The sequence below is a fragment of the bacterium genome (assembly GCA_026416715.1).
GTDB lineage: Bacteria > UBP4 > UBA4092 > JAOAEQ01 > JAOAEQ01 > JAOAEQ01.
The window spans coordinates 15,823-38,192 of sequence record JAOAEQ010000022.1; the positions used below are offsets into that span (position 1 = coordinate 15,823).

At 37.2% G+C, this 22,370-nt stretch carries 18 protein-coding genes; 13 read left to right on the plus strand and 5 right to left on the minus strand.

The window, feature by feature from the left end; translation table 11 throughout:
• Positions 1–15: 15 nt before the first annotated feature.
• The 8 genes from N3A72_09700 to dusB all read left to right on the plus strand — a co-directional run bounded on the left by N3A72_09700 (position 16) and on the right by dusB (position 10,548).
• Positions 16–1,296, plus strand: a complete 1,281-nt coding sequence (locus N3A72_09700) for a hypothetical protein (GenBank protein ID MCX7919855.1) — start codon at positions 16–18, stop codon at positions 1,294–1,296.
• Positions 1,297–1,448: 152 nt separating this feature from the next.
• Positions 1,449–2,795 (plus strand): glycosyltransferase, encoded by a 1,347-nt coding sequence (locus N3A72_09705; protein MCX7919856.1) that lies wholly within the window; start codon positions 1,449–1,451, stop codon positions 2,793–2,795.
• Positions 2,796–2,862: 67 nt separating this feature from the next.
• Positions 2,863–4,239 (plus strand): glycosyltransferase family 4 protein, encoded by a 1,377-nt coding sequence (locus N3A72_09710; protein MCX7919857.1) that lies wholly within the window; start codon positions 2,863–2,865, stop codon positions 4,237–4,239.
• Positions 4,236–5,081, plus strand: a complete 846-nt coding sequence (locus tag N3A72_09715) for a glycosyltransferase family 2 protein (protein ID MCX7919858.1) — start codon at positions 4,236–4,238, stop codon at positions 5,079–5,081. Before N3A72_09710 ends, N3A72_09715 begins: the two co-directional genes overlap by 4 nt.
• Positions 5,082–5,601: 520 nt before the next feature.
• Positions 5,602–6,378: a glycosyltransferase family 4 protein gene (locus N3A72_09720; protein MCX7919859.1), complete on the plus strand. Its 777-nt coding sequence runs from the start codon at positions 5,602–5,604 to the stop codon at positions 6,376–6,378.
• 9 nt (positions 6,379–6,387) lie between these two features.
• Positions 6,388–8,244 (plus strand): cobalamin-dependent protein, encoded by a 1,857-nt coding sequence (locus N3A72_09725; GenBank protein ID MCX7919860.1) that lies wholly within the window; start codon positions 6,388–6,390, stop codon positions 8,242–8,244.
• Positions 8,245–8,393: 149 nt separating this feature from the next.
• Positions 8,394–9,401, plus strand: coding sequence for a tRNA (adenosine(37)-N6)-threonylcarbamoyltransferase complex transferase subunit TsaD (gene tsaD / locus N3A72_09730; protein ID MCX7919861.1), 1,008 nt, complete (start codon positions 8,394–8,396; stop codon positions 9,399–9,401).
• Positions 9,402–9,585: 184 nt separating this feature from the next.
• A complete protein-coding gene (gene dusB, locus N3A72_09735; GenBank protein MCX7919862.1) occupies positions 9,586–10,548 on the plus strand; it encodes a tRNA dihydrouridine synthase DusB in 963 nt (320 codons plus the stop codon).
• Positions 10,549–10,621: 73 nt separating this feature from the next.
• Here dusB and larC read toward each other — a convergent pair whose 3' ends face one another.
• A complete protein-coding gene (gene larC / locus N3A72_09740) occupies positions 10,622–11,788 on the minus strand; it encodes a nickel pincer cofactor biosynthesis protein LarC (GenBank protein MCX7919863.1) in 1,167 nt (388 codons plus the stop codon).
• Between the two features lie 70 nt (positions 11,789–11,858).
• Positions 11,859–12,608 carry a nickel pincer cofactor biosynthesis protein LarB gene (larB, locus tag N3A72_09745; GenBank protein ID MCX7919864.1) on the minus strand — a complete coding sequence of 250 codons (750 nt, stop codon included), beginning with the start codon at positions 12,606–12,608 and terminating at the stop codon, positions 11,859–11,861.
• 611 nt (positions 12,609–13,219) lie between these two features.
• On the opposite strand from larB, the gene N3A72_09750 reads away from it, so the two are divergent.
• From N3A72_09750 to lgt, 4 genes are all read left to right on the plus strand, one after another.
• Positions 13,220–13,798: a Fe-Mn family superoxide dismutase gene (locus tag N3A72_09750; protein MCX7919865.1), complete on the plus strand. Its 579-nt coding sequence runs from the start codon at positions 13,220–13,222 to the stop codon at positions 13,796–13,798.
• 615 nt (positions 13,799–14,413) lie between these two features.
• Positions 14,414–17,191 (plus strand): isoleucine--tRNA ligase, encoded by a 2,778-nt coding sequence (gene ileS, locus N3A72_09755; GenBank protein MCX7919866.1) that lies wholly within the window; start codon positions 14,414–14,416, stop codon positions 17,189–17,191.
• A gap of 147 nt (positions 17,192–17,338) precedes the next feature.
• Positions 17,339–17,863, plus strand: coding sequence for a signal peptidase II (gene lspA, locus N3A72_09760; GenBank protein MCX7919867.1), 525 nt, complete (start codon positions 17,339–17,341; stop codon positions 17,861–17,863).
• Between the two features lie 96 nt (positions 17,864–17,959).
• Entirely contained in the window at positions 17,960–18,709 is a 750-nt protein-coding gene (lgt, locus tag N3A72_09765) for a prolipoprotein diacylglyceryl transferase (GenBank protein MCX7919868.1), read from the plus strand.
• A gap of 79 nt (positions 18,710–18,788) precedes the next feature.
• Here lgt and N3A72_09770 read toward each other — a convergent pair whose 3' ends face one another.
• Genes N3A72_09770 through N3A72_09780 form a run of 3 tightly spaced genes read right to left on the minus strand, consistent with a single transcriptional unit; the run spans position 18,789 to position 21,058 of the window.
• Positions 18,789–19,574, minus strand: coding sequence for a PD-(D/E)XK nuclease family protein (locus N3A72_09770; GenBank protein MCX7919869.1), 786 nt, complete (start codon positions 19,572–19,574; stop codon positions 18,789–18,791).
• A gap of 3 nt (positions 19,575–19,577) precedes the next feature.
• Positions 19,578–20,192: a class I SAM-dependent methyltransferase gene (locus tag N3A72_09775; protein ID MCX7919870.1), complete on the minus strand. Its 615-nt coding sequence runs from the start codon at positions 20,190–20,192 to the stop codon at positions 19,578–19,580.
• Between the two features lie 26 nt (positions 20,193–20,218).
• Positions 20,219–21,058, minus strand: coding sequence for a class I SAM-dependent methyltransferase (locus N3A72_09780; GenBank protein MCX7919871.1), 840 nt, complete (start codon positions 21,056–21,058; stop codon positions 20,219–20,221).
• A 377-nt stretch (positions 21,059–21,435) separates the two neighbouring features.
• Between N3A72_09780 and N3A72_09785 the strand changes: the two genes are divergently transcribed.
• Positions 21,436–22,287 (plus strand): glycosyltransferase family 2 protein, encoded by an 852-nt coding sequence (locus N3A72_09785; protein ID MCX7919872.1) that lies wholly within the window; start codon positions 21,436–21,438, stop codon positions 22,285–22,287.
• The last annotated feature ends 83 nt before the right edge of the window (positions 22,288–22,370 follow it).

The following is a 22,370-nucleotide window of genomic DNA, read 5'->3' on the forward strand; positions in this document are numbered from 1 at the left end:
TCTCTACTTAATTCTATGAGCAGAATCCTTGCGCTTGGTGTCGGTCCGTTACCTTTTGAAAACCAGATTAAATTTTATGGTTCATCAATCCGGACATGGCATTTTATAAAACCGTTACTCGAACTCGGACATGAAATTTGTTTGATAGCGATGCAGTTACCTGATCCCGAGAACGAACTCAATCTAGAAAAATTAATTCGGCGTGAGATAACCGATTTCCCATCTGGTGCAAAACCTTGGATATATTACTCGGTAGATGAACTATCGGTTTTTCGAGATATTAAGTTTCTGAAAGAAGTACACGATGGATTTCAACCGGATTGTTTACTTGGTATTAATACCCATGCAGCTTGGATGACTGCTCAAATACCGTCTGATAAACCTTTCTGGGCAGATTTGAACGGTTATGCAATGGCGGAAGCGCAAATTAAATCATTTCAAGACCAAGATGATAAATGGATACAATATTTTTGGAATATGGAAAAAACTATTGTTGCTCGTGCTGATATCTTTTCAACGGTATCATTGCCGCAGAAATATGCTTTAATTGGTGAATTAGCGACATTTAAACGGTTGAACGCACAAACTGCCGGCTATGAATTTGTATATCACATACCAAATTCAATTGAAAATGCGGAATTAAAACCGAATAGAACTGTGCTGCGTGGAGTAGAAGTTGCGGATACAGATTTTGTTATACTCTGGAGTGGTAGTTATAATACCTGGACAGATGTAGATTTTTTATTTACCGGTTTGACGAAAGCTATGGAAAGAAATCCGCGCATTAAATTTGTTTCTACCGGAGGACATATTTCCGGACATGATACGAGGACTTATTCTCGATTTGTTACCTTGGTTAACCACTCTCGGTTCCGTGACCGATTTATTTTGAAAGGATGGATTCCGCTGGATGATGTAACTAATTATTATTTCGCATCAAATCTTGGATTAAATATTGATGGAAATAATTATGAAGTAGTTTTTGGGGCACGTAATCGTTTAAATAGTATGATGCGAGCCGGGCTTCCCATTCTAACTTCTTTGGGAACGGAAATAACCCAAATTTTAGCTAAAGAACAATTAGCGTTAACTTTTCCTATAGGCGATTTAAAAACTTTTATAACTCATATTCTCTGGGCTGTTGACCATCAATCTGAATTAACTGAGTTGGGATTGAAAGCAAAACGATTTATTTTTGAGCATTGGACCTTTGAAAAAACTACTCGCCAACTCCAACAGTGGGTATCTCATCCAACTCACGCTCCCGATTATAAAATAAATGGAATGATTCAATAAGCAGAATTTGAATATTGCATAAGAGTATTAAGGAAGCTCAAATAATAGTAGAAAAATATTGGATAACAATAAAGGTTTCCTTTACTCCAATCTCTTTTGAGCTTAGCTTATCATATTGTTACCACGAAATATTGTTTGCTATGATATAATTTATGAAAATATTTGCTGTTGGTGCTGGACCATTGCCCTTCGAATCGAGTACAACCTTATATGGACTTGGATATCGAACTTGGCATATTGTAAAACCATTGCTAGATGATGGACATCAGGTGCGATTAGTTGCGGTTCGAATTCCTACCGCTTCGGAATCAGGTTTAAACCTGCCATTAGTTCAGGAAATTCGAAATTTAAACGATGAATTTCGAAATTTAAGATATTTTAGTATCAACGAAATGGAACCGTTTTTGGATGGGGAAACAGTACAGAAGCTCTATGATGAATTTCGTCCGGATTGTATCGTTGGGATAAACGGACTACCAGCATCTGTTGCTGCCAAGATAAATCGAACTGTACCATTTTGGGCGGATTTAAACGGCTGGCTGATGGCGGAAGCGCAATCGAAATCCGCACGTATCGGGTCGAATCAACCAATTGATGAATTCTGGCAGCAGGAAGAACGCATTATTAGAACCGCAGATATTTTTTCAACGGTTTCAATTCCCCAGAAATATGCGTTACTTGGCGAACTTGCTACAATCGGTAGATTATCAGCGATAACCACGGGGTATGAGTTTGTTTACCATATACCCAATTCGTTCGAACCGAAAGAAATCCAGCATAATAGAATTGTTATCCGCAATAGGCTAGGGCAAGATGCATTTGTTATTTTATGGTCAGGTGGATATAATACCTGGACTGATATTGATACATTATTTAACGGGATAACGCGCGCAATGAAAAGAGATGGTCGAATTTGGTTTGTTTCTACTGGCGGCGCGTTACCGGGTCATGATGAAAAAACCTATATTCGGTTTCAGGAGTTAATCCAACACTCGGAATTTACAAATCGGTTTCTGTTACGCGGGTGGATCCCGTCAGAAGATGTTTTCAACTATTATTTCGAATCAGATATAGGAATAAATATAGATACGTTTAATTATGAAACTGTTTTCGGTGCACGAAATCGGTTACTGCATATGATGAAACTTGGATTGCCGGTTCTAACAACCCTTGGCACCGAAATTAGTTATGTTATTGCAGAAAATCGGCTTGGGTTGACTTTTGAAATTGGGAACGCTGACCAACTAGCTGAACAAATCCATTACGCGATATCGCATCCGCAAGAAATGAAAGAAATTTCACAAAGAGCAAGACAATTCGTTTATTCTAATTACACCTGTGAAAAGACTGCGATACCGTTACGTGAATGGGTAAAAAGTCCGAAATTTGCACCCGATAATAGTGCTGCAATGATTGGGGGTAAAAGGCAAAATCCGGAATTCGATGCGAGTTCACCTATCCAAATTTTAAAATCGTTTTTTAAGAAAGTTAAGAGTTAGGTGAGAAGAGAGAGGGAACAATATTATACTTTTTTAAACTCAAACTCGGTAATCGGTATTCAAAACTATGAGCAAAAAAATATTAATTTTTACGACAGAGATGCTTCCAGGATTAGGATATCCAACGGCGGGAGGCGGGATTCGTGCATGGCAGATTGGGGAAGGATTAAAATCACGTGGATATGAAGTACTTTATTCCCTACCGAAAACCATTATTGAAGATAAAACGGATTTGCCGGAATTAATCCGCCAGCATACACATATATCAAATAATCTGAATGCGGTTGTTGCTAAAGTTAAACCAGATATAGTGGTATGTATTCAATGGCATCATGCGAATAAATTGCATCGGTTAGAAATGCCTTTGGTTTTAGATTTGTTTGGTCTGTTAATGTTAGAGAATGCATATTTTGATGTTTTCGACCTCGATTTATTTTTCGCATCGAAAATAGAAGCATTTGCTAAAGCGGATTATTTTATCTGTGCTTCAGATAAGCAGAAAGCATATTTTTTTACCTGGATGGTTTTAGCAGGTATTGACCCGAAAGCAGACTGTATTGCATCAATTCCCGTATCACTTTCTCCAGAATTGCCTAAATTTAGTATACCTGATGAATTAACACTAGTGTTTGGAGGCGTCTTCTGGCCGTGGCAAGACCCATTTACCCCGCTTAATCTCGTAATAAAAAAAATGGATGAATTACAATGTGGTAAGTTAAAAATCTTTGGTAGTGTTCATCCATATTTAAAGGATATACCATTAACTTACGCTGCACCGGAAGAACGATTGGTTAAAAGTCCGCGAGTTGAACGATATCCAATGTTACACCATGAACAATTAATGCAAGAATATGTAAAAGCAAGCTTTGCGGTAGACTTGATGATGCCTAATAATGAAAGATTGCTTGCCTATCCAATTAGAACTGTATGCTACCTATGGTCAGGATTACCAGTGGTTATAAGTGATTTCTGTGATATCGCGCAATTAGTTAAAGAATATCAGGCAGGATGGGTAGTAGACCCATCTGACCAACAAGAAGTCGAATCAACGATACAGTCAATTTTAAAACATCCGGAAGTAATACCCACTTATAAAACGAATGCACAGCGATTGGTTAGAGAACAGTTAACCTGGGATAAAACTATTGAACCACTATCTCAATACTGTTTAAATCCAAAATTTCTGCAAAAGAATGATTCGATGATTAAACAACTCGCGGTTTTAGTCGTTGAATCGCAACGGGAGTTGGGCAGAATGGGTAAGGAAATAGAAAATTTAGGAAATGATAATCAGCGAATGGGTGATGAAATTAGAAGACTCTATGAAGAAATAGATGAATTACGTAAAGCTAAAGCTGATTTAGAAGCTATCCGTAGCAAATTATTATATCGGTTATATCATAAAGTTAGATTGAGTTTAACAGGAAAACACAAAACATCATGAAACGACCTGTATCGGTATATATTCCTGCGTATAATGTAGAGAAATATCTTGCAACATGTATAGAATATATCCAGAAACAAACATATCCAGTTTCTGAGATTCTCGTTATAGATGATGGATCAACAGATACAACAGCGGATATAGCTAAACAATATCCGGTGAAATTAATTCAACATCAGCAAAACCAAGGGTTAGCTGCGGTTAGGAATACCGGAGTTAAAAATGCTAAATATGATTATGTAGCATCACTTGATGCGGATTGTATTCCGGAACCGGATTGGCTTGAACGATTGATGGTTTATTTTGATCAAGAACAGGTTGCTGGCGTGAGCGGAAAATTAATCGAGAAACATCAAACGGATATCCCGGATCGATGGCGGGCAATACATATGAAACAGTATTGGGAAGGAGAAGAGGTTATAACTAATCCGATGCATCTATTCGGTAATAATACTGTATTTTATCGTCCCGCGTTAGCAGAAGTAGGATTTTATAAGGATACCCCAGAATATAGAACTAATAACGAGGATTATTATATTTCTCGAAAATTGCTCGAAGCTGGGTATACAATTATCTACGACCCCAAATCGGTAGTGTATCATTTACGACACGATAATTATACATCTTTATTTCGGACGTATTGGCGTTGGTTTTTTTTACATCGTCCACGTCCTGATTCTATAAGAGGGTTCCTACATAAAGGAATCACTAATTTAGTTTATTTTCGAAACTTTTTGCGTGAAGATTTAGATGCAGGTAGATTTAATCTGATTATTGCAGATTGTTTATTTTTATGGTATCAGACTGTATATGACATTAAGTTTGCCATAACCCGAAAATAGGAGCAGCAAAACTCAGATTAAATTTTAATTTCTAATAACAGTGAATAATAAAATTGCTTTTCTTGATTTACTCTTTCATTACCCTCCGACAGGTGGTTCTTGGGTAGACGTGTATGAAGTCGCATCTCGGTTACATAATCACGGTGCTAGTATTCGTTTATATGTCCCTGATTTCACCCGTTATTTCCGTCGAGGTGTCATTAAGATTAATTTACCATTTCCAGTTGAATCAATCCAGTTTAGTAAATTTAGTTTTAACCGATATACCGTTGTCGAGCGATTTCAGAAAGCAATAGACCGGTTTGAACCGGATTATGTTTTTTTAACAGATGGATATTTTTTAAAACCGCATCTTGTTAATGCGTTAGCTAAAAAATATAAAGTTATTCTGCGGTTTTATGCATATGAAATATTCTGTGGTATGAATAACTTATATCAATCACAATTAAAACGGATTTGTAACAACCATATTTTGAAACATCCAACCTTATGCGCCCTTTGTTTTTCAGTAAATTTTCGGATGGATAAAAGTATTATAAAAATATTGATTAATCGCAATACAGATTTAACCAAACTTCATTTTTGTCAGGAGTATCTTGGCGCGATGACCTTTTCTCCTTTCTATCCGCAAATTTTTAGAAAAGCATTACAGTCAGCTTATCAGATAATTGTATATAATGATGTTATTGCAAATATTATCCGTCCCTATAATCAAAGAATTCAAATTACTCCTTCCGGGATCGATGTCAATAGATTCTATGTAACAGAAAAAGTACCGGCAAAAGTAAAACGGATTTTATTTTCTGGTCGGGTGGATGACCCAGTCAAAGGATTTTCGGTGGTAAAAAAGGCTTGTCGACGGTTATGGAAGGAAAGAACCGATTTTGAATTAATAGTAACTTCTTCTGAGACTGGATTTAACGCAGACCCTTATATAAAATCTGTCGGTTGGTTATCGCAAGAGGATTTGCCAATATTGTATCAGTCAAGTGACATATGTCTTGTTCCATCTATTTGGCAAGAAGCGTTCGGTATAACTGCATTAGAAGCGATGGCATGTGGAAAACCCGTTATTGCTTCTAATATCGGAGGATTAAAAAATATTGTAATTGATGGAGTAACCGGATTTACCATTCCTCCTAATGATGCGGATGCGTTATATAGTAAAATGAAATTGCTGTTAGATGACTCCGATTTAAGAAAAAAGTTAGGTGGTGAAGGTAGAAAACGAGTCGAACAGGAATTTGATTGGAACAAAATCCTCGATAAATACTATCTAAATATATTTAGTAGTTAAGGATAAATAATGCGAATATTTCTAGGTAATGCACCATGGAGAAAAGGTAATAGATACGGGGTTCGTGCCGGGTCGCGTTGGCCACATTGGCAGCAGCCGGGTTCGGTCTATCTCCCGTTTCCGTTTTATTTAGCGTATGCAACTGCGGTGTTGGAACAGGCGGGATTTGAGTGTAAATTGGTTGATGGAATTGCAGAACATTTAACTGAACATGAGTTCATTGACCGAATTATTCAGTTTAATCCTGATATGGTAGTTTTAGAAACTTCAACCCCAACGATTGAGGTCGACCTAGCTATTGCGAAAAAAATAGCAAAAGTTATCAGGAAAACTAAAGCAAAACGGTGGTTGGTTTTTGTCGGTCCTCATGTAAGTGTGATGCCAGAAGATATAATGAATAAAGCTGAATATATAGATTTTATTTTAGTTGGAGAATATGAATATACGTTACGCGAGTTAGTTCAGAAATTAGCTAAACATGAGTCGATAGCACCGGTCACCGGAATCGTATATCGGACCGAGGATAATCGAATTGTTCGGAATCCACGTCGTGCGTTAATCGAAAATATTGACGAACTACCCTGGCCTGCTTACCATCATTTACCAATGTTGAATTATAACGACGATTTCGGTGTTTTGCCAAAACCGATGGTACAAATGTGGGCGAGTCGTGGTTGTCCGTTCCAATGCAATTTCTGTCTCTGGCCACAGGTTGTGTATGGGAGCAATCGATATCGAGTTCGGGATCCGGTTAAGGTAGTGGATGAACTTGAATGGCTCATAAAAACCTACGGATTTAAATCGGTTTATTTCGATGATGATACCTTTGACTTAGGAAAACAACGCATTTTACATTTCTGTTCCGAGCTAAATCGGCGTGGCATTAAAATCCCTTGGGCGGCAATGGCTCGTGCAGATACATTAGACCAAGAAATGCTTCAAGCAATGGCTAATGCGGGTATGATTGCTATAAAATACGGTGTTGAATCCGGGGTGCAAGAATTGATCGACCGATGTGGAAAACGGTTAGATTTAAACAAAGTTGTTGAAACGGTTAAAATCACGAAATCTGTTGGAATTAAGGTGCATTTAACGTTTACATTTGGACTGGAAGGTGAAACGAAAGAAACCATCCAGAAAACGATAGATTTTGCTTTATCATTGGAACCAGATAGTGTGCAGTTTTCGATCGTTACCCCTTTTCCGGGAACAAAATATTATTACGAATTAAAAGAAAAAGGATATCTTTTAGCCACTCGCTGGTCAGATTTCGATGGGAATCGTTCGGCGGTAATCAGAACTGAATATTTAACTTCAGAAGATTTAATTGATGCATTACATCGGGCATATAATGCCTGGTATCAATACCGAGATAAAAGAGTGCAAGCCACGCCAATTTCAATTCGTCCTATACCATTATTGGAGCATTATAAACCTACTCAAAAAAAAGAAAAAGTTTTAGTAATTAATTATACTGATTTAAGCGTAGCGTTTCATGCAGCTGATATCCTGCATAACCAAGCAAACGCTGGCGAGATACATTTATTAACCCCAAAGAAAATCGAAAAAAGCAGCGATATTGCAAACAATTTTACGATTGTTAGAACGATTCAACAACATTCTGGGTATAAAAAATTGTTGCTTGCTATCCACTTACTCCGTCAAATAAGAACTGAAAAATATGATTTAGTAGTTCTATTAAGCGATAATGCGAATTCGTATCTCCGCCGGTTTCCATTAACCTTGACCTATTTGAGTGGAGCGAAGCATATTATCGTTACCGATCCTAATTGCTGTGGATATATGGTAGTGCATCCGTTAGCATATATTATTAAAATGGTTAAATATTGGTTGACAAATCGCTAAAATAATGAGCGTTATTGTAAAATGTTAAACGGAAATTCTCTATCCTAAAATAAAGCTGAAAAATACTTGCGAGTTTCGTGATCTTGGAATCCAGCTACAACAGCTGATTCCTTTAGACATTAGAGCATTAGATTTTATACTTTTTTATTATGCTTATTCTTGGCATTGAATCCTCCTGCGATGAAACCGCAGTTGCAGTGGTTAAAGATGGAACGACGATTATTTCAAACATTGTCTTATCGCAAGTCGATTTACATCAGAAATATGGTGGTGTCGTTCCAGAAATAGCTTCACGAGCGCATTTGAATACGGTTCTTCCGATACTTCAAGAAGCGTTAGATATAGCTCAATGTGATTTGCGAGATATCGATGCAATTGCGGTTGTTCAGGGACCGGGTTTAGTCGGTTCGCTGTTAATCGGGATAACTGTTGCAAAATCGATCCGTTTGACTCATTCAATCCCAATGATGGCAGTCAATCATCTCCATGCGCATATCTATGCTAGTTTTATTGATCATCAAGAGATTTCCTTTCCTTTGGTAGCATTGGTTGTTTCTGGCGGGCATACTGATTTGTTTTATATGCCTAAACATTGTACTTATGAATGGTTAGGGAAAACTTATGACGATGCGGCAGGTGAAGCGTTTGATAAAGTCGGGAAAATTCTCGGATTAGGATATCCTGCAGGACCGGAAATAGATAGATTAGCAAAACAAGGAAACCCGAACGCCATTAAGTTTCCACGGCCTTATTTAGAGGAATATGGGTTTGATTTTAGTTTCAGCGGGTTGAAAACTTCAGCGGTATATTATTTAAAAAAACATCCACTAGGTTTAGAAGCAGTCAACCTTGAAGATATCTGTGCTTCATTTCAACAAGCGGTGGTCGATGTTCTGGTAAAGAAAACTATTGATGCTGCAATCCAGAAAAAAGTACAGGGAATCATCGTTTCCGGTGGCGTAGCTGCTAATTCTCATTTGCGAAATCAAATGACGAAAGCTGCCCAAAAACATAATCTTTCGCTGTGGATACCTTCGCCGAAACTTTGCACGGATAACGCGGCGATGGTAGCTGCTGCTGGATATTATCAGATTCAAGCTGGATATCCTTATGCCGGATACGATATGAATGCAGTAGCGAACTTAGCGCCGGGGTAAATCTTAGAGAGTTAACCACTTCAATGGTTAAATAACCTAAAATATTCAGATTATCCGGGGATAAACACCAAGTCATCAGGGTATCGGATTCATGCACTTTGTTCTCCTATCAATCTGATATTTACAACTACACATACTGTTCTCATCACCATATTCATTCAAACTATTCGACTAGTATATGGTTATGTATATAGGTAATTATAAGATAATCCATCCTTTTATTCTCGCACCAATGGCGGGATATACCGATTTACCATTTCGATTGTTATGTCGGAAGTATGGTGCAACGTTAGCATATACCGAAATGGTTAGTGCTGCCGGATTAGTCCGGGAGCATAGAAAAACTAACGAACTCCTCCGCTCTTCTCCTGAAGATAAACCGTTAGCGGTTCAGTTATTTGGAAATGAACCTAATATTCTTGGAAAAGCAGCGAAACTTGCAGTTGCATATGGAGCTGATTTCATAGATTTAAATTGTGGTTGTGCAGTGAAAAAAGTAGTTAAACAAGGGGCGGGAAGCGCATTGTTACAATCGTCTGAGCTTTTGCTTAAACTCGCTACTGCTCTAGTTGATAGTGTTCCAGTGCCAGTTACAGTTAAACTTCGTTCTGGATGGGATGACCATTCAGATGAATTAGGAGAACTTACACAACGACTAGAACAGGTTGGAATTAAAGCAATATCGTTGCATCCACGAACTGCACAACAAGGATTTCGCGGTAATGCTGATTGGTCGGTAATTAAAAAAATAAAAAGACATTTATCTATTCCGGTTATCGGAAGTGGTGATGTTAAAACAGCTGCAGATGCTATAAAGATGCTCAATGAAACCAAATGCGATGCGGTTATGTTCGCTCGTGGTGCGTTGGGTCATCCTTGGATATTTGCGGAAGCAATTAAATTATACAATCCATCCGCAGATTTGATTTTTCCAGTTCCCCAGAATCGAGAAGAACAAAAACAAATTATCATTGAACATTTCAAAGCAATCGTAGATTTTTACGGAGAACAACGCGGTATTCGGATTTTCAGGGCACATGCATGTTACTATGTTAAAGGATGGAAAGATGCAACGCAATTACGTAATCGAATAAATCAGCTGAATACTATTCAAGAAGTTATCTCTATAATAGCAGAGGCTTGGTAAAAAGGGTAAATAGGCGAAATTTGGTCACAGAAAGAACAGAGAGAATAAAACAACAATGATTTGTTTCATTCAATCATTTATTTTTAAGCTGCTCAATTGCTTCTTGATAAACTTCTTTTATTGGCACACCGTTTTTCTCAGCGGCTAATAAACAATTTTGATATTCCGGCGCTATAGAAACAATTTTACCGTTATGTTTTCCGATTTTAATATTTATCGTTCCATATTTAGTTTGGACGGGAACCGATTCTCGGTCGAGAGTCTGCCGCTGCGCAGTATATATCCGAAGCCCGAAGGTTGTAGTTTCAGCGAAGATGATTTCCGATAATTTATCTACGTTAGCTGCATTGGTTAAAACTGATAATAATATTCCTGGCCGGTTCTTTTTCATATGTATCGGGGTATAATATACATCCAGAGCACCAACAGCAAACAATTTGTCCATTAGATATCCATAGAACTGTGGATTCAAATCATCAATATTTGTTTCGATAACTGTTATCGTTTCTTCTTTTTGAGGTTCAACTTTTTTACCAATAAATACCCGCAGGAAATTTGGAATTTCAGGTATCTCCAAGTCTCCTGCACCATATCCGATCGCGTTAATTTCCATGGCTGGCATAGTACCGAACTTTTCAGCAATTGTAGTGATAATCGCTGCTCCGGTTGGGGTAACTAATTCATATTCAATTCCAAGGTTATATACTGGGATTCCTTTCACCAATTCTACCGTTGCTGGTGCAGGAATCGGAAATGTACCATGTTTTGTTTTAACTAATCCATTTCCCAGATTCAGTTTCGATGCATAGATAATTTGGATCCCTAATAAATTTATCCCGATAATACTGCCGACAACATCGATAATCGCATCAAGTGCGCCTACTTCATGGAAATGAACCTGCGGAGTAGTTACCCCATGCACTTTCGATTCCGCATCAGCTAACCGTTGAAAAACATTTATACTCGTTTGTTTAATTCTATTACTCAGAGTACTATTGTTGATTAATTCTTGGATTTCGGCAATATGCTTAAACTGCCGTTCTTGTTCAATGATAACATCGACTTTCGTTCCAGTAATACCATGTTTAGTGACCGATTTTGCTAGTAGTTTATATCCAGTTAAATTTAATTTTTGAAGTTCAGTGGATAATGATTCAATAGAAACACCAGCGTTCACTAATGCTCCAAGGAACATATCGCCACTGATTCCAGAGAAACAATCAAAATATGCGATTTTCATAACGCTATGCAAAAACCAAATGAACAGATAGTATTCGTCGGATTATTTGGATTACTAGCTATCATTTGATTTATTTATGACGATTAATCAAGCTGGCAAAACAACCGGCACCGAAACCGTTGTCAATATTCATTACCGCAACATTACTCGAACAACTATTAAGCATCGCTAACAATGCTGCTAGGCCACCAAAACTTGCACCATACCCAATACTTGTTGGAACCGCTATAACTGGACAATTAACTAATCCGCCAACTACACTCGCTAATGCTCCTTCCATCCCAGCAATAACGATAATCACATTCGCTGCAAAAAGGATATCTTTTTTATCTAATAACCGGTGTAATCCAGCGACTCCGACATCATAGACCCGTTCAACTTTATTTCCAAAAAGATCTGCAGTAACCGCAGCTTCTTCTGCAACAGGGATGTCAGATGTTCCGGCGCAAACTATAGCGATTATACCAGAGGAGAGTTTAACTTGCTTCTGTTTAATTGCGATTGTTCTAGCTAACTCATTATATTCAGATTTTGGGAATTTTTTCTTTACAATTTTAGCAACATCTTTAGCAACTCGGGTGGCTAATACATTCTGTCCACTCGCAACAAACCGACTGATAATTCGCAATATCTGGTCAGACGTTTTCCCTTGGCAAAATATTACTTCTGGAAACCCTTGCCGAAGATGTCGATGATGATCGAGTTTCGCAAATCCCAAATCTTCATAGGGTAGGGTGCGAAGTTTTTCAATAGCTTTTTCGACACTTAATTTTCCGGATTTGATTTGATTTAATATAACCTTCAAATTATCAGTATGCATACCTAGAAATTATAGCATAGAAATTGAACTATCGATATGGTTCACGTTAATAAGAAACGCATAAGCAATGTTTGAGCGTAGTTTATTATACCTAAGGTATTAAATTGGATTCATCAACCTTCTGCAAACTTCCTGTTACTCCTGAATTGATGTTCGAACTTATCTGAGCCATTCATAGCTAGGTTGTACATCAGCAACCCCGTATTGTAATATCCATTAGTCACGATTGACCTATCGCGAATTACGTGTATCCGGTGCTGAGTAAGCTGTAACCATTGGAATTCCATTTTTTTCTCCTTCCGTTTCTACCATTTCATTTCATTATCTCCATTAGAGAGATTCAAAGTTTTACGTTTTATCCATTTAAAATTAGCTTTAAAACTCACAGTATAACCCTATGCACCTTCCCGAATTTAAGTTCGGGGTTATAGAATATTTTAGCGCTTGGTATTAATCCGGGGTTGTTTGCATTTAAGAATAGATTGAAAATTGGATTCAGGTTCTGTTGTATAAGCATAAAAATTGTTTTCCTTTTGACAAACGTTATGAAATTATGGTAATAATTATCCTACATTGCAACTATATCACACTGTTATAAGGAGGATTAAAACATGGCTTACACTGCCAAAGATTATACAAAACTTATCGGGATAGCAGGGTTTAGCGAATCTTTGCTGAAAAATCATTTTACATTATATCAAGGGTATGTAACCAATACCAATAAAGTGTTAGATGCGCTTGATGCGTTAACAAAAGAAGGGAAGAGCGGGACTCCAGAATTTGCGGAATTAAAACGACGGTTTGGTTGGGAGTTTAATGGAATGCGATTGCATGAATTGTATTTCGAAAATCTTGGTGGGAAAACTCCGATTAATAAAGAGGGTAGTTTCGCCAAGAAACTAACGGAACAATTTGGCAGTTATGAAAATTGGGAGAAAGATTTTAAAGCGACTGGAACGATGCGCGGTATCGGCTGGGTAGTTCTGTATCAGGATTTAATGGACGGGAAACTAATCAATGTCTGGATTAATGAACATGATGTTGCCCATTTAGCTGGGTGCAATCCACTGCTGATAATGGATGTTTTCGAGCATGCGTTTCTACTTGATTATGGGTTAAAACGAGCGGAATACATTGAAGCTTTCTTCAGAAATATTGATTGGAGAGCGGTTGAAGCAAGAATAAAATAAAAAAGAATTTAAACACCTAATGTCAGAGGTTGGAAGGTCAGATAATTTGGTTGATAAAGGTTATAATTTAGATTTAACCGTATTGCTACTATTTGGTAGATTTTAATCCAATTCTAACAGTACAAATTTTTTATATAGCATATAACCATTTCAATGTTGTTCATCAACATTGACTGAAATAATCATCTTACCTTCAATTTAGTTATTTCTTCACATTGAAATCTTCGGTTCAAGCAAGCAGAGGTAAATCCGAATTAAACTGAACAATTCGGGTTATCATTTTTGGCAGTTAAAGATACAGAACTGATTATTTCTATCCCATCAAACTCACCAATGGTGATTTTGATTAACTTTAATAAAATGAATGATATTCATAAATTTTGCGTTTTAAAAGCTCCGGGTTGTACAATAAAGTCCACCTGAGAAACGGATTACAGAACTTCAGTTTATTTTTATCTAATATGTAGTCATTATTCAAGTAGAAATTTTGTTTTTAATCACGCTGATATAGGATATCCATACATAAGATTTCTTGACATGAATGGCGTTATTCTTTAATATAAAATATTTAAATTCTTATACTTGAAAAGAATTTTCTTTAGGATGGAGTAGTTTATGGATTATAAGAGTACTTTGAATCTACCGAAAACTGAATTTCCGATGAAAGCGAATCTCCCACAAAAAGAACCGATTATTCTCGAACAATGGCGGAAAATGAAAATTTACCATCAATTACGTCAACTTCGTAGCGGTAACCCGAAATATGTACTTCATGATGGGCCGCCGTATGCTAACGGTGAAGTGCATCTGGGAACAGCTTTTAATAAGGTGCTTAAAGATATTATTGTCAAATCGAAATCGATGCAAGGATTCGATAGCCCGTATGTTCCGGGATGGGATTGTCACGGGATGCCAATAGAACATCAGGTTATTAAGAATCTTCGAAAAGAGAAGAAACAAGTTTCACAAGTCGAATTACGGCAATTGTGTCGGAAATACGCGGCAAAATATCAAGCGATTCAAAGTGAACAATTTCAGCGATTAGGGGTGCTCGGTGATTGGGATAATCCATATCTCACTATGGTACCGCATTATGAAGCGAAAATAGTAGAAATATTTATCCAACTGGCGAAAAAAGGATATATTTATCGTGGGCTTAAACCGATACATTGGTGCACTGAATGTAAAACCGCATTAGCGGAGGCAGAAGTTGAATATTCTGACCACACTTCACCGTCAATCTATGTAAAATTTAAACTAAAATCAGTTCCGTGGCACCCGGGAGATGAACTAGCGCGGCATATTGGAAAAGAACCGGTTTATGTCATTATTTGGACTACAACGCCGTGGACACTACCAGCAAATGTCGCAATTGCATTTAATCCGAATGAAGAGTATGCGGTAGTTCGCGCTAAGGGCGAAAATTATATTATTGCAAAAGCTTTAGTTGAAACCGCAATGCAATCTATGCATATTAAAGATTATGGGATTCTTGGAACCATTAGTGGAAATAAATTCGAAAGATTAAAAGCTGAACATCCGTTACATCAAGGAGATTCGTTGTGTGTATTAGCCGACTATGTAAAAATGGATACCGGTACAGGATGTGTTCATACTGCACCCGGCCATGGGCAGGAGGATTATATTACTGGAGAGAAATATGGATTACCAATTCTTTCTCCAGTAGATGATTCCGGTGTATTTACTAAAGAAGCAGGGCAGTGGCATGGACAAAAGGTTTTTGCTGCAAATAAACTCATTATCGAATGTCTGAAACGGCAGGGATTATTGTTATATTCTGATACTATATCTCATGCATATCCACATTGCTGGCGATGCAAACATCCGCTCATTTTTCGTGCGACTCGGCAATGGTTTTTCGATGTTGACAAGCATAATCTCCGAACCCGTGCGTTATCTGAAATAGATAGAGTTCGATGGATTCCTGAATGGGGTCATGATAAGATACATAATTTAGTTGCTGGACGACCGGATTGGTGTTTATCTCGACAAAGGGCATGGGGAGTTCCTATACCAGCATTATATTGTGAACATTGTGCGCATGGCTGGTTACCCTTAGAACACATAGACACGTTATTATCATTGATTGATAAAGAAGGGGTAGATGTTTGGTTTAGTAAAGAGATAGAAGATTTGTTCCCAAATGGGGTTCAGTGTCCAAAATGTAATAGCAAAAAGCTAAAAAAAGAAACCGATATTTTAGATGTTTGGTTTGATTCTGGCGTAAGCTGGGCAGCAGTTTTGCAAGAACGACCTCAGCTCGGGTTCCCCTGTGAGATTTATCTTGAAGCGGGAGACCAGCATCGGGGTTGGTTCCAAGTATCGCTATTACCTGCGGTTGCTTTAGAAAATCAGGCACCATATCATATTTGTATAACCCATGGTTTAATTCTTGATGCGGAAGGCAAGAAGATGTCGAAGTCCGCGGGGAATGTTATTTCTCCACAAGAGTTGATTGATCAATACGGTGCTGATGTAATTCGATTATGGTTTGCATCCGGCGATTATACGACGGATATCTATTTATCAAACGAAATTTTAACCCCTTTAGTAGAAGCATATCGTAAAATTCGAAATACCATGCGTTTTATTCTCGGAAACCTATATGATTTTAATCCAGATAAAAACGCAGTGACATATCATCAACTTTTAGCTATTGACCATTGGGCGTTACATCAACTTCAGAAATTGATTGCCGAATGTACTGACGGATATAATCAATTCGAATTCCATCGCGTATATCAGGCACTGTATACGTTCTGTACTGTTGAAATGAGCGCATTCTATCTCGATATTTTGAAAGATAGATTGTATACTTCAAAATCTGAATCTATAGAACGTCGTGCAGCACAAACTGTTCTCTACGAAATCGGACTTGCGATGGTTAAACTCATGGCACCAATTTTATCATATACCGCAGAAGAAATCTGGCCTTTTTTGAAACAGAAAGAGCCGAGTGTTCATCTCACAACTATGCCAACAGTTAATCAGATGTATCTGAATCAGGATTTAGAACGTGAATGGGCTGGATTAATTCAAATCCGAACAGAGGTGGCAAAAGCGTTAGAAGTTGCTAGGAAAGAAAAACAAATCGGGCATTCGCTTGATGCAAAAGTGAAATTATCCGTCGCGGATAAAACCCTTATTCAATTGTTAACAAAATATGAAGAGCACTTAGCAAGTATCTTTATTGTTTCTCAGGTAACGCTGGATGTGAAAGAGCGGTTGCCAGCTGACCGGATGATTGAAGTTCAGGTCGCACCAGCGGACGGTAAAAAATGTGACCGATGTTGGAATTATAGTGTAACTGTTGGAGAAAATAAAGCGCATCCGACGGTTTGCGCTCGATGTGCACAGGTTATCACCGGTTAAATAGTTAACCGCTTATAAATCAGTTAAATTGCAAGTGGTTCTTGCGAGGAGCGCGAAGAAGAAATACGATGTTAGTTTTTTTCAAACCATTCATGTTTCCATATTTTCAAAAAGTTGTAATTAGTAGAATTTGAACATTAATACTCTGTGAAATCTTTTTCCATAAAGTTTTTTATCATAGCAGGGATAATAGTTATATTTGACCAGATAACTAAACTCGCAATCATTACCTATGCCCAATCGCAAGAAGGTCTGGGTAGTAGAATGTTATCCAGCTGGTTCGGTTTCATCGATATTGTGTATACTACTAATCCCGGTGCTGCCTTTGGGATATTTCCTGACCAACGAATACTGTTCATCATTATTTCAGTTATTGCCATAGCTGGAATATTATTTTATACCATAAAATATCAATCCCAGATTTCTCAATGGTCGAAAATAGGTTTAGCGTTCATTCTAGGTGGAGCGGTGGGGAATCTTATCGATCGCATCTTTAGAATAGAAGTAGTAGATTTTATTGATGTTCATTTTAGGAATTATCATTGGCCAGCGTTTAACCTTGCCGATACGGCGATATGTGTTGGAGTCGGGATAATTATCATCGAACTGATGACTAAAACCAGAAGTCAGAAAACGGGAGCAAGAAGTCAGAATTCTGCAGAGAATAATTAACCTTTTTCTTACCTAATTTACTTCTGGTTCTGTTTTGATTTTTAAATTCGAGTGTAGTTTAACATCTAGATTTTGGCATTCGGGTTCTATTGACGTATGCATCCAGTATTTTTTGGTCCAATACGATGGTACGGGGTAATGCTCGCAACCGGGTTTATTATCGGGATTCTTTATGCGATGCGCCGTGCGAAAAAAGAAGGGGTTAACCCGGAAAAAATCCTTGATTTATCCCTATGGTTAATTGCCGCAGCGATAATCGGCTCACGGTTATTGTTTGTAATTAGTTATCCGGGATATTTTATTGAACATCCGCTAGAAATCATTTTTTCGCGGAGTGGATTTAGTATGTTTGGTGGCGTTATTACCGCAGTTGCTGTTGGAATATGGTATCTTGCGCGGCAAAAATTGCCGATATGGAAAATAGCAGATATTATTGTTCCGGGAGTAGCGTTAGGAGAAATATTTGGACGTATCGGGTGTTTTCTCAACGGATGTTGTTATGGTAAACCTGCGTTACGAATCCCTTGGCGGGTAATTTTTCCGTATCTCAATGGATTACCGGCAGAAAATTTTATTCCACGACATCCGACACAACTATACTATTCACTCTTTGCACTCTTAACCTTTATTTTTCTGATTTCTTTAAGGAAACATAAAAAGTTCGATGGAGAAGTCTTCTGGTCATATCTTATCCTTTACTCATTTCTTCGGTTCTGGCTGGATATGTTTCGTGGAGATGAAATTGATAGTTTGGTATTAAGCTATTTTACCGTAGCGCAATTAATTAGTATAGCGGTATTTTTCTTTTCAGTAGGAGTTCTCGTCCGATTCCGTAGTAAAAGCTAATAACGATGGCTGGATGTTGTCATGTTTATTTCCAAGTATTTAATTAGACGGCTTCTTTTTCTAGCTTCGTGCTCTCTGGTTAAAAAGGTAAATCTTCTTCATCGGTTTCCTTTACCACAGATTCAATTTCAGTTCTTCTTGGACAAATAGAAATAAAATCACATAAACGACAGAATGGATTAATCTGGGGAGTGAATTCTGTTTCCATAATAATCTGCGAAACAATTTTACAGATTTTTTTCAGTCCAAATTCAATCATTTCTTGATTCGGTTCGATACTTACTAAATTTCCGGTTTGGAGATATAAACAGGAGGCGGATTGAACCCGACGATTAAATTGTTTCTGCGCTAGATAACTATACGCAAGAAGCTGAATATCTTCTTGCAGATAAGTTTGGACATCATTCGGTTCTTTTCCGGTTTTATAATCAATTATCGTGATTGAACCATCAGGTTCAGCATCAATTCGGTCTATTTTTCCGGATAAACTCAGGTCTGGATTAACCAGAACTTCATAATTTTGTTCAACTGCCAGCGGGCGGAATTTCCAATTTTGGGTTTGATAGAATCGGGTTAACATTGCGAGTGCTTTTTCGCCCCATTTCTTTTCTTCTTCAACATTTTCGAACCCTTTTCGGTTTTTTTTCCAATAACTTCGGAGTAGATGATGTAACCGCTCTTCAGTTCGTTCTTCGATAGGAACGTATCCCATAAAATCACGTAACGCACTATGTACATTTTCTCCCATTGTGAAATATGGTCGAGGAGTTCGAAACTCAGCGGCTAATTTGTCGATATAGGTAAACTTATACTTCTGTGGACATTGTAAAAATATACTTAATTTAAACGGACTAGCGGTAAACATAGTTTATCTCTTTTTACAGATAAAAATGAATTCTAACGCGAATAAAGTTTTCCAAATTTGGGCACAATACCGCAGAAAAAAATATTGTGGACGAGTTACACTGCTTGGAATAACTTGTTCGATAGTTAATCCCGTCCGATGAATCAGTTCTTTTGCCGTTTTCAACGTATATAACTTCACATGGGTTACATCCATTAATCCACCATTTGCAGAATACTCGAATCTACCGAATAGATGCTTAATCCGTTCTGAGATAAACGCGATATTTGGCAATGCGATAATATATTTTCCTTGGTCTTTCAGATACGGTTTACTTTTTTCGATAACCTCTTCTGGATTACGAATATGTTCCAGCACATTACTACAGATAATATAATCGAAATAATTAGTTTCAAAAGGTAACGTTTCCATTTTTTCTAAATCGAGAATAAGAACGTGGTCATATCGTTGTTCAGCTTCTACAGCTAATATCGGGTCAAATTCGATACCCGAAACGAAACAGTTCTTTTCCAACTTAAGCCGTTCACCCAGTCGCCCTGTTGCACAGCCTATGTCAAGGACATTAGACTGCGGAGAGATTAACTGATAGATTGCAATATTATATCCATCATATTTCATAAAATTGTGCGTCAGTTTCAATCTATTTAGTATTCATCTTGATTGTTATTTTTTCTGCAAACAATAAGCCATCCGCTAGCTAAACATTGTGGCACAAACGGAGCAATTTTTTGGTCAAGTTTATTTATTAGTTTCGTTTTATTAGGATGCATTTTGAGAATAGTGCACATAAATGAATTGATATAGGGTGATAAAAAGCCAAGATTATATGTTTTAATTGGCATAAAACCATTTTGCCGTAAAATATTTTTTATTGAAAAAATGCTAAACTGATGTAAATGTCCAAATACTTTATCGGCTTCATAATCAACATATTTCATTCCTAGTTTTCGAAAGATTTCTCTTAAATCTTTCGAACTACCTTTTTCAAAGTTTGGAGTATCAGAACCACCGAAAATAAGCCGATCATAAATTAGTCCGAACGTCCATCCGTTTGGGATACTGACAAAGAGTCGACCGTTATCGGTTAACACCCTGTTAACTTCAGCCAATGTCGAGACACAGTCAGGTAAATGTTCGAGTATTTCGAGTAATAATACAGCTGAAAAAGTCTTATCGTGAAAGCAAAGTTTATCTACTGGACATAAGATGAGTGGGATAGTAGCTTTTTCTATTTCAAAGAGAAATTTAGAATCGTAAAGACATTTTTCTGATAAATCGATTCCAATAATCTCAAATCCACGTTGATGTAAATAGAGGGAAAGCCAACCACTACCAACCCCGGCATCTAAAACTGTTCTGCCGGTTAGATTGCGTTCAATCATCCGCTTTTTATACTCAATCTTCTCATCTATTTTATGAGGATAAAAATAATTAAGCAGAACTTCCTTTTCACGAGTAGTAAGTTTATCTAGGTTATATTTCATAACATACCATAATAACAAATACATCGAATACCGTCAAGAAAAAGAAAAAAGAATAGAATATAACAATAAATTATATCTTTTTTATGAAGATGTGGGAAAATATTTTAAAAATGATAACTATCCTCGAATCCAGAGCAATTGATTGCAAATAAAATAGTTACGATTAATCCTGAAAGCGATTATTAGCAAAGATTAATTAGATTTGCTAGAAATAAAACAAAACTAATTGTTATGAATAAGCAAGTCAACAAATATCATTGATGTAAACAGCTTGGAAAAATATATTCCAAGCTGTTTTTTTATTGGTTCTTTTTCTGGTATAATAACTGGTTATAATTGAAATAACTTAATCGCATAAACTCTGTTATTTACTTGTTATGCCGGGATATCCATTAGTATCAATTAATATTCCAACTTATAATGCTGCTCGAACATTAGCAAAATGTTTAGACCATGTAAAAAATCAAGTGTATCCAAATATTGAAATTGTCATCATCGATTCGGATAGTACAGACGAAACTATCGAAATTGCTCGTCGGTATCAAACTCGAATTCTAACCGCAGGAGATTTAGCTGAGGCACGGAAAGTTGGAGTTTTGGAAAGTTATGGCGAATATGTCTATTTTCTTGATGCTGACCAGTATATCGAACCGAACCTCATTGCAGAATGTGTTAAGGAATGTGAAGAAAACGGCTACGATGCAGTAACGTTCGTCGAACGACAGGTTATTCACAATAACACCTATTTCCAGCGATTGCTTGACTATGATAAATGGGTATTTCATACCGCAGAAGATGACGACCCGATTGCCGGTGATGCTATCCCGCGGTTTTTTCGTCGTTCAATTCTTCTAGAGATAACCTGGCCAGAAAATCTTTATGCGATTGAGCATAATATCATTTATCATCAGGCGGTAAAAAAAGGAGCTAAAGTAAAGTTTCGGAAAGATTTAAGCTTCCTCCATGACGATTCGATTAATACCTATTCGAAGTTTATCCGCAACTTTTATACCCATGGAAAATCATATATTCCAGCTCTAAAACAAGATCGAGAATTAGTTCTTGCACATAGTCTTCCCCGCCGGTCATATTTTTCGAAACGGGCATTTTCGAAACCATTATATTGGCCTGGGTTAATTTTACTTTATCTGACTAAAGGGATTGCTGCTGGCTGTGGTGTGTTATCGTATATCCTTGCAGGCGGGAAGTTTAAAAGAGGGAAAGTATAAAGTAAATATGTTTTTAAATTATAACGTAACCGTTCTCAATATTTTGTTATTAGAATATTTGGAATTCTTGTCAGAATTGATTT